The sequence below is a fragment of the Acinetobacter sp. ANC_7504 genome (assembly GCF_056779995.1).
On the sequence record NZ_JBWYIZ010000011.1, the window covers coordinates 32,407 to 45,832 of the forward strand.

Consider the following 13,426-nt stretch of genomic DNA (forward strand, 5'->3'; position numbering starts at 1 on the left):
AAAATAAGCACCCGAAGGTGCTTATTTTATTTAATTATTGATACCAACCGAATAACTTAAAGATATAAGGCACATAGGCGATAATCAACATTGCTGGAATCATCACAATCAGAGGTAGAATCCAACGTTCGTATTTGTAGTAGAACGTTTTATCTTTCACTTCTGCATCGGCAGCAGCCACCTCTTCATCTCCAATCGACTGCCTTGCGAGCAAGTGATTGAGTGCAACTGGAGGTGATATATAACCCAATTCGAAACCAATTAAAGCAATCATCCAGAAGTGAACAGGATCAATACCATAAGCGTAGGCGACAGGCGCAACTGTTGCTGAAATTAAGATGACAGCACCAAACGGATCCATAATCATACCGACAAATACCATGAGACATACGATCAAGGTAATCACGATATAGATATTTTCAATATCCGTTGGGAAGTGTTCCATCAACTCGATACGCTCTAAGTATCCACCAACGCTGACAGACAATGCCATTAAGATCACAAGCGCCCCGATATGTCCGACTGTTTCACTTGCAGATACATGAATTGACTTCCAGAAACTCACTTTACGCGCAGGATTGTCTGGACTATCTTGCGCTGCAATTTCAGATGCTGACACTCGCGCCTTAGCTGCTTCTTGTTCAACCGAAGTATGGCTTAATGTCGTATCCCAATGTCCTACTGGTGCGAGTGGTGCTGGTTCATGACGTAATTTTTCATAAAGCACCATGACAAGTAAGATGATTGGCATCATGACTGGTGCAGTGAACTCATTCAAATTGGTATTTAATGCATACTTGTAGAATGACCACACGATCAGGAACACGATCACATAAGGAACTACTGCCACTAATGCCTTAGCGGAATTCGGGAATGCAACTGATGGCGCTGCAATACGGAATTTTTGCTCAGCAAAGAACAGTGAAATTAATAGGAACAGTGTCGAAGTGATGAGGAAAACACCGATACCATATTGGTATAATAAATCAGTTGTTACTTCTTTGTTCAGTGATGCAACAACAACAATCAATAGACATGGACGGAGTACCACACCAAGCGAACCCGACATCGCTGCTGTAGCCAAAGCGAATTGACGGCGTCCGCCCGCATTCCAAACTTCTTTATAAATGATCGCACCTGCAGCGATTACAAAAATACCTGATGCACCTGTATAAGCTGTAGGTAATGCAGCAGCAAGTAAGATTAACCAGGTAAGCGTTTCAGGCGCTAGATTCCATGGACGTAAAATATTTAGGAATTTATCAACAATTAATGTCTGCTTTAACAGCATACCTGCCCAAATGAACAGTGATAAATTAAGGAAAATGGTAGAGAACTCAACCAGCTGCCCTAAATAAATCCCTTGACCCATTGGATAGTCCATCACAAAGGTAAAGTTAAATCCTGTTGTGATCGCCATATAGGCATAAAGTGGGACTGACAATAATGCCATGCCAATCGTACCACCTGGCTTCGCATTTTCTGGTACACGGAACAATTGGTACAAACTAATTAATGTCAGTGTACTGAACAAGATTATCCATAACCAATAGATGATTGTCATCTCACTGGTTGGCGGAACACCAGAGTTCAATACAGATCTATACTGACTGATCGCTGAACTGGTTAAGAAACTGTTCGCAAGTATCATTGCGACAGCGTAAACCCGATAATCTAAAACAGAACTTGGACCGCGTAGACCAATGTGGTGGATTTTAAGTGTTGCAGTGATCGCTGCAAGTACCACCATGATAATCAATAGAACTGCCTTATTTTCCGTACCAAATTGGAAAATACCAAAGAAAGTTGTTTCCATGGTTCGGTAAGTTCGTATTGAAGGATTATCTTCTAAATACTGAATTGACTTATCATAGAAGGCATATTTTTCTTCACATAACTGTTGACCAGCCAATACAGAGGCACGAACATCTTCTTCAGACGTTGTACCAAAGATATCTGCAAATTCATCTTTTGCATTAGCTTGCATTTGGTTTTGAACCAAAAGGTCAATATTTGGATTTCGATCACAGACTGGCTTTTCAGGTTCGGCACGCAAGAATGAATACTGCATACCAATTTTTTCGTCACCGTATAGACTTTCACCTATACGTAACATCTGCCCGTGAATCATTTCTCCTGTCCCGATGATGAGCGTCAGTAACAGTAGAAGCAAAATCGTAAACGCAGATATCCACTCAGTCCATATATAACGAAGTAGACCTAACCCAGATCTCTTTTTAGAAGGCTCTTGCATTGTTATTCCATTATTTAATACTGCTATACATTGCCTGTACAGCTCATCTTTTCTAATTCGGGCTTAGGCAAAATCCTTTACCTAATTTCCTTACCACTTTTATCACATGAATCTGACTGATTTTTTTTTAAAAAAGAATGACTGACTTTTCCATTTTTTTTAAATTTATGCCAATTTTCATCAATTCACCTCTTAAGAGCGAGATAAAAACCAACTAAATCAGTAGGCTATACCATACTGTATTTCTTTTTTTAAACAAATATGACCTTAAAAAAATAAATGCAAAAGATTTGAATCTGATCACACATTAAAATAAGTGATAATTAAGCATCAGAGGAATTAAGAGATGTGTGTGTCCTTCACGGAGATGTGCTGATAAATTAAAAAGAACATGCTGAGTAATGCCCCCCATATTGCACCTGTTAAATGTGCTTCAACCAATACTGGGCTACCAATCATTTGCGCAGTATCGAGAGAACCAAAGATATTTTCCCACAAAATTTTGCCCGTGATTAAAGCTAATACAAGCAGCGAGAATTTACGTTCTTTTTCAAATTTTAAAAAATAAACTGCCAAAGCCATATACATACCATGTAGCACCCCTGATAGACCTGCATAAGCTTCAACGCGAGGATAAACATAAAAAAAACTTAAACTAATTAATGGCGGGAGTGCGATCAACAAGTACAACATGTACCTAATTTTGACATATGGGAAGATGAATGGTAGGCAGGCTAAACCCACCATATTCAATGCATAGTGTATCCATCCCACATGTACATAGTGAGCTGTCCATACTCGCCAAATTTCTTCATCCAATACAGGACGCCAATAGAAAAAATACTCCTGAAAAATCTGCAAACTAGCAGCAATACTGATACAGCATGCAATAAACAGTATTTTTCGAATCAGGATAGTATCTTTCATCTTTCGTATTCCTAAAAGAAAAAGAGCTTAAAGCTCTTTTTCTTGAATAACTCCATTTTTAATTTTGAACAAAATTAAAAAATCTTATTCGCCTAATGTGTTCTCGAAAAGATCATCGGCTTCATTGGTCGCTTGATCATCCCAGAAGCTCGACATTCCATCTGCTTCAGTTCGGACACCTGTATTCTCCGTCCAATAACGGTCTGAGATCGCTTGTATCATTTGTCCTGCCATATTATCCAATAACTTAAACTCTGGATTTACAGGAACTTCTTCAGCACGTGAAGCGGCATAAGAACGTAATGCATCACGTATTTTTGCATCGTCACCACTGGCTTGTGCTGCAACAGCATACAAGGCATGCGATAAGCGTACTCCTTTTTGCTCACCAATTTGCATAGATTGTTTAAGCGTTTGGTATGGATCTGGTTTGCCTGCATCAGCTCCAGGTAATAATGTCCAAATCACTGCTCGAGTAGCATTCGGTACGCCCCAGAACTTGTTGTTATCGAGGCAGACCATGCCACGTTCAACAATTGCTGCGATATCTTTAGGAACATGCACTTGACCACCAGAAGCAATATCATTGGTCATCGCTTGTAAGCCACTTAACATGCCTAACAGATATACTGTTTGGTCAAGATTACGACGCATAGTTGGACATGAGTCACCTAAATTATATTTATATTTAGACTGCCAACGCTCCGCAAACAATTGATAACCCGTATATTGACGTTCGGCAGCAACAGCAGCCCAGCGCTTTTGTTCAATACGCGCATCTTGTGCTTCTGTCACTTGACCTGCTTTTGATGCTCTTAGGTATCTTAATTCTGCATCTAAGGCACGATTTTCTGCGCACATCCCTGAAGCTGAATATAAAAGAACTGCCATACGGGTCGGATCAGCACCCATATCTTTAGTCGCCATAATCACAGGAGTCAAAGCTGTGCCCTGATTACACACCATATCCACATCACCCATTGAGAGTACTGGCGGTAAGATGTGTTTTTCACTAAACGCAAGTGATGCATTCGCACCAGTTTTGATTACGTATGAACATCCAGATAAAGTTGTAGCTGCTACAACCGCAATTGCCGTGAAAAGACCTTGAGTCTTTAATTTAGACATACTTCCTGTCCTCAATTTTATAATTTTGTCATCCTTGCGATTTAAAATATCAGATGCAATCGCTGAATAAAAGTGCAGCAATGCACTTCATTAACAATTAGTCTGTCATTGATCTGAATTGAAATAATTGACTTATTTTTTGAATTGTTAAAATTTTGGGCAAAAAAAAGTAGCATTGCGACGGTTCGGCACATGCTACTTATTAAATGGTAAACTCAAGAGAGTTTATTTTGTTCGTTGTTGTGGTGTTCAATTCGTTCCTTCAGCACAGTTCCTAGTCTTCCAATTATAATTGCCATAACAGCAGCAACCACTAGAAACAACCACATATGAATTTCGCTCATTTTGAAATTCCTCATTAGCTGTTGGTATATTTAATGTACTTTAGAAATTTAGATTTCATCGCATTTTTGTCTAACAATTTGATTTTCTTTCATTTTCGTCAAACAATTCATTTTTTGTTCATACTATACGTTTTTAAATAATTGTTTTTTATCATGTTTTAAATTGTAAAATAAAGCACTTTTTGTCTAACAATTAGCCAAAATTTGCATGAGTAATCAAGCTTTTCCATTGTTTTTCATCTATTTGATCTCTCCAAATCACCAAAGAATCTAATTTCTTTTCGTTAAAACTGAGTACAACGAAGTAATGAAAATGAAAAACTCGAGTCAGTTTTGCTTGGTATATTTTTGGATTTGAAGTCATTTGAATCGACCATAAATCTTTGTCTAGTTTTTGTAATTCACTTAATTGTGGTTTTTTTCTAAAACCCCACCAGATAATCAGTATAAATATAATACTGCTTAAAGCATAAATGAGCTCAATACTGATTAATAAAGTAATACTCATGATGAACATAAAGAAAGCGTGAAACACAGCTGAATAAAGGCTGTGTTTCAGTGAATAACGCTCATGGATTATGGACATAATCTTTTAATTTTTTAATAAATTGGCGCAATTCAGGTCGAGGTGGTTCAGAAACCTCCATAAACCAATCCAATAAATCAGGATCTTCTTGCTCAACCAATTCAGCAAACATTGCTTTCTCTTCAGGTTCAGCTTGCAAATAGTATTGCTTTACATAAGGATCAAAATACACGTCAATTTCTTTTAACCCACGACGTGCGCGATAGATAACTTTACGCTCTTCAAGCGTTAATTCATCGTACATTTTTATCCCCTAATCTGTGTTCATTCCATTTTAACTGAAGCCATGAGCTTTGTGTTTTAAAAATATCAATTGACCAAATTCATCAGCATTTCTTGTGTTTTGAGCATTCAACACATTGCACCAATGTTCAGGCTCTCTTATGTTGTGGCTATTCTAATAACACTTATGGAAATATAAATATGCAATCAGGCGCAATTCGACCAATTCCTAATATGTTGCCTCGAAAATTATTCAATGCAGAACATGAAGCCTTTCGTGATACTGTCCGAAAATTCTATGAAAAAGAAGTCGTTCCAAATATTGCCAAATACGAAGAACAACAACATGTAGATCGTGACTTATGGAATAAAGCGGGTGAAATGGGTCTATTGTGCACCACAATGCCTGAAGAATATGGTGGATATGGTGTAGATCGACTCTACAGTATGATCCTCATTGAAGAACAAGCTTATGCAATGGATTCATCAACTGGTTTTTCATTGCATTCGGATATTGTTGCGAACTACCTGAATAATTTTGCCAACGAAGAGCAGAAGAAAAAATGGCTCCCTAAAATGGCTTCTGGCGAAGTTGTCACTGCCATTGCGATGACGGAGCCTGGTACAGGTTCAGACTTACAAGCTGTACGAACTTCTGCAGTTTTAGATGGCGATGAATATGTCATCAATGGTTCTAAAATTTTTATTACCAATGGTTATCTATGTGACATGGCGATTGTTGTGTGCAAGACAGGTAATAGTGATAAAGGTTCAGCCAACTTATCGCTTATCATTGTCGAAGCTGATCGAGCAGGATTCACCAAAGGTAAACCACTCAATAAAATTGGTATGAAAGGACAAGATACTTGCGAATTGTTCTTTGATAATGTTCGTGTACCAAAGGAAAATTTAATTGGTATGGAAGGCATGGGCTTCATCATGCTTATGAAAGAACTCGCATGGGAACGTATGCTTGTTGCGATTATCTGCCAAGCAGGTGCAGAAGCTGCCTTTGCGCACACAGTACAATATACAAAAGATCGTAAAGCATTTGGCAAGCCAATTGGTGCATTTCAAAATACACGTTTTAAGCTAGCAGAACTTCGAACTGAAATAGACTTCTGTCGTTCTTATTTAGATCGTTGTATGGAATTACAACTTGAGGGTACGTTAGGTGTAGATGCGGCCGCAGCTGCAAAATATAAAATTTCTGATATGTTCTCTAAAGTCGTCGATGAATGCTTGCAGTTACATGGTGGCTATGGCTTCATGCTTGAATACCCTATTGCACGCGCATATATTGATAACCGTGCAAATCGTATATATGCAGGCACCAATGAAATCATGAAAGAACTCATATCTCGTTCTTTATAAATAGAAAAAGGAAGCTTTCGCTTCCTTTTTTATTTTAATAGCTATTCATTAAGATACTAATTTAGGCTTTTTTACAGACTGTGCGGGAGCCTTCGAAAATTTTAAAATACCATCGTTAAAAGTCGCATTTTTGAGATCTTTACGATCAGCTAAATAGTTATGCGTTGCCATCCAAGGTGCCTTAGTACCTTGTTTTGGAAGTTGATCAGCCGCTCGCGCGATATAACCTGATGACATTTCACCCATAACTGTTTCATCGAGCATTGCAGAATGGTCAGTTGGTGCGACAACTTCATCATAACCGTTCTGATCCATATATTTGAATAAACGGCAAATATAATCAGCAACGACATCTACTTTTAAGGTCCATGACGCGTTCACATAACCAATAACCATCGCCATATTTGGTACATCACTTACCATCACACCATTATAAAGCATATGTTCGCTAGTCTTGATCGGCTGACCATCAACAGTCGCTTTGATACCGCCCATAATTTGAATTTCTAGACCAGTTGCAGAAACAATGATATCTGCATCTAAGTGTTTACCAGATTTTAATTGAATACCATTTTCAGTGAAGGATTCAATATGATCTGTTTCAACACTTGCTTTACCACTACGTAAAATTTTGAATAAATCACCGTCTGGCACTACACATAAACGTTGATCCCAAGGATTGTAACTTGGGGTAAAGTGCTTCATATCCACTTTACCTTTCAACTGCATTTCAATAGATTTAAGAAGTAACTTGCGAACAAGTTGAGGTTGTTTTTTTGACAAAGCAAAAATCGCACGTTGCATTCCGATATTACGAGCACGCGTGAACTTATATGCCATGTCCTCTGTCATAAATTTACGTGTTTTGTCATAAACAAAATCAATCGAAGGAATTGAAGCAATATACGTTGGTGAACGTTGTAACATTGTTACATGCCCAGCCCCACCTTTTGCCATTGCTGGTACTAAAGTGATTGCAGTTGCTCCACTACCAATAATAACTACTTTCTTACCGGTATAATCTAAATTTTCAGGCCAAAATTGTGGATGAATCAATTGACCTTTAAATTTATCTTGATTTGGAAAATCAGGTTGGAAACCTTGATCGTAGTTATAATAGCCTGTACATCCTAAGACGAAATTAGCTTGCCAAGTTTGTTTCTTTTCATTTTGATCTTCGATTTCTACAATCCATTTTTTAATTGAAGTATCGTAATTAGCTGAAAGGACACGATGTTCAAAATGAATTTTTTCTTTAATATTGTACTCACTAACAACTTCGCCCAAGTAACCTTTAATCGAAGCACCATCTGCAAGCACATTCGCTTTACGCCATGGCTTAAAATTGTAGCCAAAAGTAGACATATCTGAGTCGGAGCGAATACCTGGGTATTTAAACAAATCCCACGTTCCACCGAAACTTTTACGACGTTCGAGTATTTCAAATTTACGGTTCGGATTATTTTTAATTAAATGTGCTGCAATTCCAATTCCAGAGATACCAGCACCAACAATAAGAATATCGACTTGCTTATCCATTTCTTTTATTAACCTTTTTATAAGAACATTTTTATTAAAACATATTTTTGACAATACACAATGTCAAGTTTGACTAAAAGTTGCAAAAAACATATCAATTCAGGTCAAGTAATGCCAATTGTTAGACAAAAAAAAGGTCGGTTTATTCAACCGACCTTTTTTGAACAACTTGCGATGTTCTACACGAAATTATTTAACTTCGCGATCTACTAGCTCAACGTAAGCCATCGGTGCAGCATCACCTGCACGGAAGCCCGCTTTAAGAACACGTAGATAACCGCCGTTACGTTCTTTGTAACGAGGGCCAAGAACGGTAAATAATTTACCAACAGTTGCTGCTGAACGAGTACGAGCAAACGCTAAACGGCGGTTTGCTACTGTATCGACTTTAGCTAAAGTGATTAAAGGCTCAGCTACACGACGTAACTCTTTTGCTTTAGGCACAGTTGTTTTGATCAACTCGTGTTCAAACAAAGAATTAGCCATGTTTTGGAACATCGCTTTACGATGACTGCTTGTACGGCCTAATTTCACACCACTATTACGATGACGCATGGTGATAGTCCTACTTAATTAACGACTACGATAGGCAAAACGATCGTCCATACGTAAACTAGCTGGTGGCCAGTTTTCTAAACGCATGCCGAGTTGTAAGCCTTTTGAAGCCAGAACATCTTTGATCTCAGTCAACGATTTTTTACCTAAGTTAGGAGTTTTTAACAACTCAACTTCAGTACGTTGAACAAGATCACCAATGTAGTAAATATTTTCTGCTTTCAAACAGTTAGCAGAACGAACAGTAAGCTCTAGATCATCTACTGGACGAAGCAAGATTGGGTCAACTTCTTCACGAGGTTCTTGAGCAACTGGAGCTTGATCTTTCTGAAGATCAACAAAGATTGCAATTTGTTGTTGCAAGATTGTTGCCGCTTTACGGATCGCTTCTTCAGGATCAACAGTCCCGTTTGTTTCAAGATCAATGACCAACTTGTCAAGGTCTGTACGTTGTTCTACACGAGCATTTTCAACTGTGTAAGAAACACGTTTAATCGGGCTATAAGACGCATCTAATTGTAAACGTCCCACTGGGCGAGTTTCACCTTCTGGGAAGCGAGAATCAGAAGTCTCATAACCACGACCTTGAACAACTTTCAAGCGCATTTTCAATGAGCCTGAAGCACTTAACGTGCCGATCAAATGTTCAGGGTTAACCACTTCGACATTGTGAGGTAAACGAAGATCAGCGGCAGTTACATCGCCAGGTCCTTGTTTCTCTAATGTCAAATATGCTTCATTTTGATCGAACAGCTTAATAGACAATCCTTTAAGGTTCAGCAAGAGCTCGACGATGTCCTGCTGCAAGCCTTCTAAAGTACTGTACTCGTGCTCGACGCCTTCAATCTCAACTTCAACCACAGCAGCGCCAGGTAAAGATGATAAAAGAATGCGACGTAAAGCATTACCTAGAGTATGACCAAAGCCACGCTCTAAAGGTTCTAGAATCACTTTTGCCGAGGTCCCGCTTGCCGCTTCGACCTTGATCGCTTGCGGAGTTAGAAACTCGTTTGCAGTACGCGTCATTATTGCTACCTCAAGGATTATTTAGAATACAATTCAACAATCAAGCTTTCGTTGATTTCAGCAGGTAAATCAGAACGATCAGGTGCAGATTTGAATGTACCTTCTAATTTAGAATGGTCAACTTCCATCCAAGAAGGAGTTCCACGTTGAGCAGCCAATTCAATTGCGTTTTTAATACGTAATTGTTGTTTAGCGCCTTCGTGTACTGCAATCACGTCACCAGCTTTAACTTGGATTGACGCGATGTTAACACGACGACCATTTAAAGTGATTGAACGGTGAGATACAAGCTGACGAGCTTCTGCACGTGTAGAACCAAAGCCCATACGATAAACAACGTTATCTAAACGGCTTTCAAGCAATTTCAACAAGTTTTCACCTGTTGCGCCTTTAACACGAGCAGCTTCTTTATAGTAGTTACTAAATTGACGTTCTAAAACACCGTACATACGACGTACTTTTTGTTTTTCACGTAATTGTAGTGAGTACTCTGATTGTTTACCACCACGAGCTCCACCATGTTGGCCAGGAGCTTTAGCATGTTTTTTTGTCTTAACATCAAACGGTTTAACGCCTGATTTAAGTTGCAGGTCTGTCCCTTCGCGGCGAGAGAGTTTGCATTTTGGACCAATATAACGAGCCATGAATGTTTCTCCTTACACGCGACGTTTTTTAGGTGGACGGCAACCGTTGTGAGGAATTGGAGTCACATCGGTAATGCTATTAATTTTATAACCCACTGCACCTAAAGCACGAACCGCAGATTCACGACCTGGACCAGGACCTTTAACAAGGACGTCCAAGTTTTTCAAACCGTAATCTAAAGCAGCTTTACCAGCAACTTCAGCAGCTACCTGAGCAGCAAACGGAGTTGATTTACGTGATCCACGGAAGCCTTGTCCACCTGAAGTGGCCCAAGCCAGTGCATTACCTTGACGATCGGTAATAGTCACAATGGTGTTATTAAAAGAAGCGTGAATGTGTGCAACACCTTCAGAGACGGTACGAGTGACCTTCTTGCGTGTGCGAGTATCTTTAGCCATCTTTTAGCTTCCAGAAATCTTATTTCTTAATAGGTTTGCGCGGACCTTTACGGGTACGTGCGTTAGTTTTGGTGCGTTGTCCGCGGACAGGCAAGCTGCGACGATGACGAAGACCGCGGTAGCAGCCTAAATCCATTAAACGTTTAATGTTCATGGAAATTTCGCGACGTAAGTCACCTTCGGTCGGAACCTTAGCAACTTCTGCACGAATCGCATCAAGCTGAGCGTCATCTAATTCACGGATCTTAGTAGTTGGTGCAATACCAGTTGCAGCTAAGATTTGCTTAGCAGTATGGCGACCAATACCAAAGATATACGTAAGAGAGATAACAGCATGCTTGTTATCCGGAATGTTTACACCGGCAATACGAGCCATTCACTTTCTCCAAAAAGGCAGTAGAGATAATCAACCGCCCCACAAAATCTTTGAGGGGCGGATAATAACCTAATTAGCCTACTGAAATCAACAGGTCTTGATCAGATTAACCTTGACGCTGCTTATGACGAGGTTCAGCGCTACAAATCACGCGGATTACCCCATTACGACGGATAACTTTACAGCTACCACAAATTTTCTTTACAGAAGCTTGAACTTTCATGATGAAACCTCTAAGTGCGCTTATCCCTTAGGATGAGCAGTCGTTTTACTCATTAGTGTTTGATTATCATATTGGCGCGATGTGAGGTGTGCCTGTAGCTGAGCCATAAAGTCCATAACTACAACAACCACGATCAACAGCGATGTACCACCCAAATGGAATGGAATACCGAAAGAACTTTGAAGCACCATCGGCATTAAACATACAACAGTGATATAAATCGAACCGATAAATGTTAAACGACTAAGAATATGATCTAAATAACGAGCAGTTTGCTCACCTGGGCGGATACCAGGTACATAAGCTCCACTACGCTTTAAGTTTTCAGAAACTTCTTTAGGACTAAACACTAGTGCCGTATAGAAATAACAGAAGAAAATAATAAGCGCACCGAATAGCACCAAATATAATGGCTGTCCAGGCGATAAAACTAATGCCAAATCTTGTAGTGTGCGCTTAACGATCCCTGCATTAGGATCAGAACTACCTAACCATTGACCTAAACTTGCAGGAAACAGCAATAACGAACTTGCGAAAATTGCTGGAATAACACCTGCCATGTTGATTTTTAATGGTAAGTGAGTCTGCTGTGCAGTAAATACTCGGCGACCTTGCTGCTTTTGAGCATAGTTAACAGGTATACGACGTTGTGCTTTTTCAATAAACACAATCGCAGCTAAAACAGCTAAAGACAATAAGCCAAATATAGCAATACCAATTAAGCTTGATTGACCATTTTCCACAAGGGTGAATGATTGCACAACCATACTTGGTAAACCAGCAACAATACCTGCAAAGATGATCATAGAGATCCCATTACCAACACCACGTTCGGTAATTTGCTCTCCCAACCACATTAAGAACATGGTACCTGCAACTAACGACGTTAACGCAGGGATATAGAATGCTAAACCTGAAGTAAAGGTAATCCCTTGACTAATCAGACCCGCACACATACCAATACCTTGTACAATTGCAAGGAATAATGTGCCGTAACGCGTATATTGGTTAATCTTACGCTTGCCCTGCTCGCCTTCTTTTTTCAATGCTTCCAGCGAAGGAACAACCGTTGACATTAACTGCACGATAATCGATGCAGAAATATACGGCATGATCCCCAACGCAAGAATGGACATTCGTTCCAATGCCCCGCCTGAGAACATATTAAACAAACCAAGGAAAGTACCCTGGTTTGCATTAAAGAAACGTTCTAAAGCGACATTATCAATACCTGGCAGCGGAATATGCGCTCCTAGTCGAAAGACCACCAAAGCACCAATTAAAAACATTAATCGGCGAATAATTTCACGATATTTCACGTGAAATGGTTGACCTTTCATCATGTGAACATGACCTGTAGAACTAGGAGACATAGACACTCGCGATTACTCCTCGACTTTACCGCCAGCAGCTTCAACAGCAGCTTTAGCGCCTTTAGTCAATGCAACACCTTGAACAGTGAATGCACGAGTGATTTCACCAGAAAGAACGATACGAGCACGAATCATATCTTTACGTACAACGTTCGCTGCTTTTAAAGTTTCAAGAGTAACGATATCGCCTTCAACTTTGTTAAGTTCAGACAAACGTACTTCAGCAGTTTTCAAAGCCAATTGGCTAGTGAAACCGAACTTAGGTAGACGACGATATAACGCAGTTTGACCACCCTCGAAACCTGGACGAGTACCACCGCTCTTACGTGAGTTTTGACCTTTGACACCACGGCCACCAGTCTTACCAACGCCAGAACCAATACCACGGCCTAAACGAAGGTTTTCACGCTTAGCACCTTCTGCAGGTGCAATTGTATTTAAACGCAGAGTCATGGC

15 protein-coding genes are annotated in these 13,426 nt (G+C 39.6%); 1 reads left to right on the forward strand and 14 read right to left on the reverse strand.

The window, feature by feature from the left end; translation table 11 throughout:
- Positions 1–34: 34 nt before the first annotated feature.
- The 5 genes from AC1M9F_RS11580 to AC1M9F_RS11600 form a co-directional block, all read right to left on the reverse strand.
- The gene (locus AC1M9F_RS11580; RefSeq protein ID WP_481597841.1) at positions 35–2,254 is read right to left on the reverse strand and encodes a TRAP transporter large permease subunit; all 2,220 of its coding nucleotides are present in this window, start codon (positions 2,252–2,254) and stop codon (positions 35–37) included.
- 339 nt (positions 2,255–2,593) lie between these two features.
- The gene (gene rrtA / locus AC1M9F_RS11585; protein ID WP_481586792.1) at positions 2,594–3,181 is read right to left on the reverse strand and encodes a rhombosortase; all 588 of its coding nucleotides are present in this window, start codon (positions 3,179–3,181) and stop codon (positions 2,594–2,596) included.
- 84 nt (positions 3,182–3,265) lie between these two features.
- On the reverse strand, positions 3,266–4,309 hold the full coding sequence (locus tag AC1M9F_RS11590) for a hypothetical protein (protein ID WP_035265182.1): 1,044 nt from the start codon (positions 4,307–4,309) through the stop codon (positions 3,266–3,268).
- Positions 4,310–4,846: 537 nt separating this feature from the next.
- Complete coding sequence (locus AC1M9F_RS11595; RefSeq protein ID WP_481596500.1) at positions 4,847–5,161, reverse strand: hypothetical protein; 315 nt, start codon at positions 5,159–5,161, stop codon at positions 4,847–4,849.
- A gap of 61 nt (positions 5,162–5,222) precedes the next feature.
- Entirely contained in the window at positions 5,223–5,483 is a 261-nt protein-coding gene (locus tag AC1M9F_RS11600) for an FAD assembly factor SdhE (protein WP_481597842.1), read from the reverse strand.
- Between the two features lie 179 nt (positions 5,484–5,662).
- Here AC1M9F_RS11600 and AC1M9F_RS11605 point away from each other — a divergent pair, with 179 nt between their 5' ends.
- The gene (locus AC1M9F_RS11605; protein WP_035265167.1) at positions 5,663–6,835 is read left to right on the forward strand and encodes an acyl-CoA dehydrogenase family protein; all 1,173 of its coding nucleotides are present in this window, start codon (positions 5,663–5,665) and stop codon (positions 6,833–6,835) included.
- Between the two features lie 48 nt (positions 6,836–6,883).
- Here the strand turns inward: AC1M9F_RS11605 and AC1M9F_RS11610 are convergent, their stop codons facing one another.
- From AC1M9F_RS11610 to rplO, 9 genes are all read right to left on the reverse strand, one after another.
- Positions 6,884–8,374, reverse strand: coding sequence for a flavin-containing monooxygenase (locus tag AC1M9F_RS11610; protein WP_481597843.1), 1,491 nt, complete (start codon positions 8,372–8,374; stop codon positions 6,884–6,886).
- Positions 8,375–8,563: 189 nt separating this feature from the next.
- On the reverse strand, positions 8,564–8,929 hold the full coding sequence (rplQ, locus tag AC1M9F_RS11615; RefSeq protein ID WP_034587447.1) for a 50S ribosomal protein L17: 366 nt from the start codon (positions 8,927–8,929) through the stop codon (positions 8,564–8,566).
- An 18-nt stretch (positions 8,930–8,947) separates the two neighbouring features.
- Complete coding sequence (locus AC1M9F_RS11620) at positions 8,948–9,955, reverse strand: DNA-directed RNA polymerase subunit alpha (protein WP_035265161.1); 1,008 nt, start codon at positions 9,953–9,955, stop codon at positions 8,948–8,950.
- Between the two features lie 17 nt (positions 9,956–9,972).
- A complete protein-coding gene (gene rpsD / locus AC1M9F_RS11625) occupies positions 9,973–10,599 on the reverse strand; it encodes a 30S ribosomal protein S4 (protein ID WP_035265160.1) in 627 nt (208 codons plus the stop codon).
- Between the two features lie 12 nt (positions 10,600–10,611).
- Positions 10,612–10,998 carry a 30S ribosomal protein S11 gene (rpsK, locus tag AC1M9F_RS11630; protein WP_001040166.1) on the reverse strand — a complete coding sequence of 129 codons (387 nt, stop codon included), beginning with the start codon at positions 10,996–10,998 and terminating at the stop codon, positions 10,612–10,614.
- 19 nt (positions 10,999–11,017) lie between these two features.
- Entirely contained in the window at positions 11,018–11,374 is a 357-nt protein-coding gene (rpsM, locus tag AC1M9F_RS11635; RefSeq protein ID WP_035265156.1) for a 30S ribosomal protein S13, read from the reverse strand.
- 106 nt (positions 11,375–11,480) lie between these two features.
- Entirely contained in the window at positions 11,481–11,597 is a 117-nt protein-coding gene (gene rpmJ / locus AC1M9F_RS11640) for a 50S ribosomal protein L36 (RefSeq protein WP_000867907.1), read from the reverse strand.
- 20 nt (positions 11,598–11,617) lie between these two features.
- Positions 11,618–12,937: a preprotein translocase subunit SecY gene (gene secY, locus AC1M9F_RS11645; protein WP_171076742.1), complete on the reverse strand. Its 1,320-nt coding sequence runs from the start codon at positions 12,935–12,937 to the stop codon at positions 11,618–11,620.
- A 45-nt stretch (positions 12,938–12,982) separates the two neighbouring features.
- Positions 12,983–13,423 carry a 50S ribosomal protein L15 gene (gene rplO, locus AC1M9F_RS11650; RefSeq protein ID WP_035265144.1) on the reverse strand — a complete coding sequence of 147 codons (441 nt, stop codon included), beginning with the start codon at positions 13,421–13,423 and terminating at the stop codon, positions 12,983–12,985.
- Positions 13,424–13,426: the final 3 nt, after the last annotated feature.

What these genes read in the sequence shown, in the direction of transcription:
- AC1M9F_RS11580 (WP_481597841.1), bottom strand. Translation starts at nt 2,254, where the DNA reads ATGCAAGAGCCTTCTAAAAAGAGATCTGGGTTAGGTCTACTTCGTTAT.
- AC1M9F_RS11595 (WP_481596500.1), bottom strand. Translation starts at nt 5,161, where the DNA reads ATGAGTATTACTTTATTAATCAGTATTGAGCTCATTTATGCTTTAAGC.
- rplO (WP_035265144.1), bottom strand. Translation starts at nt 13,423, where the DNA reads ATGACTCTGCGTTTAAATACAATTGCACCTGCAGAAGGTGCTAAGCGT.
- rplQ (WP_034587447.1), bottom strand. Translation starts at nt 8,929, where the DNA reads ATGCGTCATCGTAATAGTGGTGTGAAATTAGGCCGTACAAGCAGTCAT.
- AC1M9F_RS11600 (WP_481597842.1), bottom strand. Translation starts at nt 5,483, where the DNA reads ATGTACGATGAATTAACGCTTGAAGAGCGTAAAGTTATCTATCGCGCA.
- AC1M9F_RS11620 (WP_035265161.1), bottom strand. Translation starts at nt 9,955, where the DNA reads ATGACGCGTACTGCAAACGAGTTTCTAACTCCGCAAGCGATCAAGGTC.
- rpmJ (WP_000867907.1), bottom strand. Translation starts at nt 11,597, where the DNA reads ATGAAAGTTCAAGCTTCTGTAAAGAAAATTTGTGGTAGCTGTAAAGTT.
- AC1M9F_RS11590 (WP_035265182.1), bottom strand. Translation starts at nt 4,309, where the DNA reads ATGTCTAAATTAAAGACTCAAGGTCTTTTCACGGCAATTGCGGTTGTA.
- rpsM (WP_035265156.1), bottom strand. Translation starts at nt 11,374, where the DNA reads ATGGCTCGTATTGCCGGTGTAAACATTCCGGATAACAAGCATGCTGTT.
- rpsK (WP_001040166.1), bottom strand. Translation starts at nt 10,998, where the DNA reads ATGGCTAAAGATACTCGCACACGCAAGAAGGTCACTCGTACCGTCTCT.
- secY (WP_171076742.1), bottom strand. Translation starts at nt 12,937, where the DNA reads ATGAAAGGTCAACCATTTCACGTGAAATATCGTGAAATTATTCGCCGA.
- AC1M9F_RS11610 (WP_481597843.1), bottom strand. Translation starts at nt 8,374, where the DNA reads ATGGATAAGCAAGTCGATATTCTTATTGTTGGTGCTGGTATCTCTGGA.
- rrtA (WP_481586792.1), bottom strand. Translation starts at nt 3,181, where the DNA reads ATGAAAGATACTATCCTGATTCGAAAAATACTGTTTATTGCATGCTGT.
- AC1M9F_RS11605 (WP_035265167.1), top strand. Translation starts at nt 5,663, where the DNA reads ATGCAATCAGGCGCAATTCGACCAATTCCTAATATGTTGCCTCGAAAA.
- rpsD (WP_035265160.1), bottom strand. Translation starts at nt 10,599, where the DNA reads ATGGCTCGTTATATTGGTCCAAAATGCAAACTCTCTCGCCGCGAAGGG.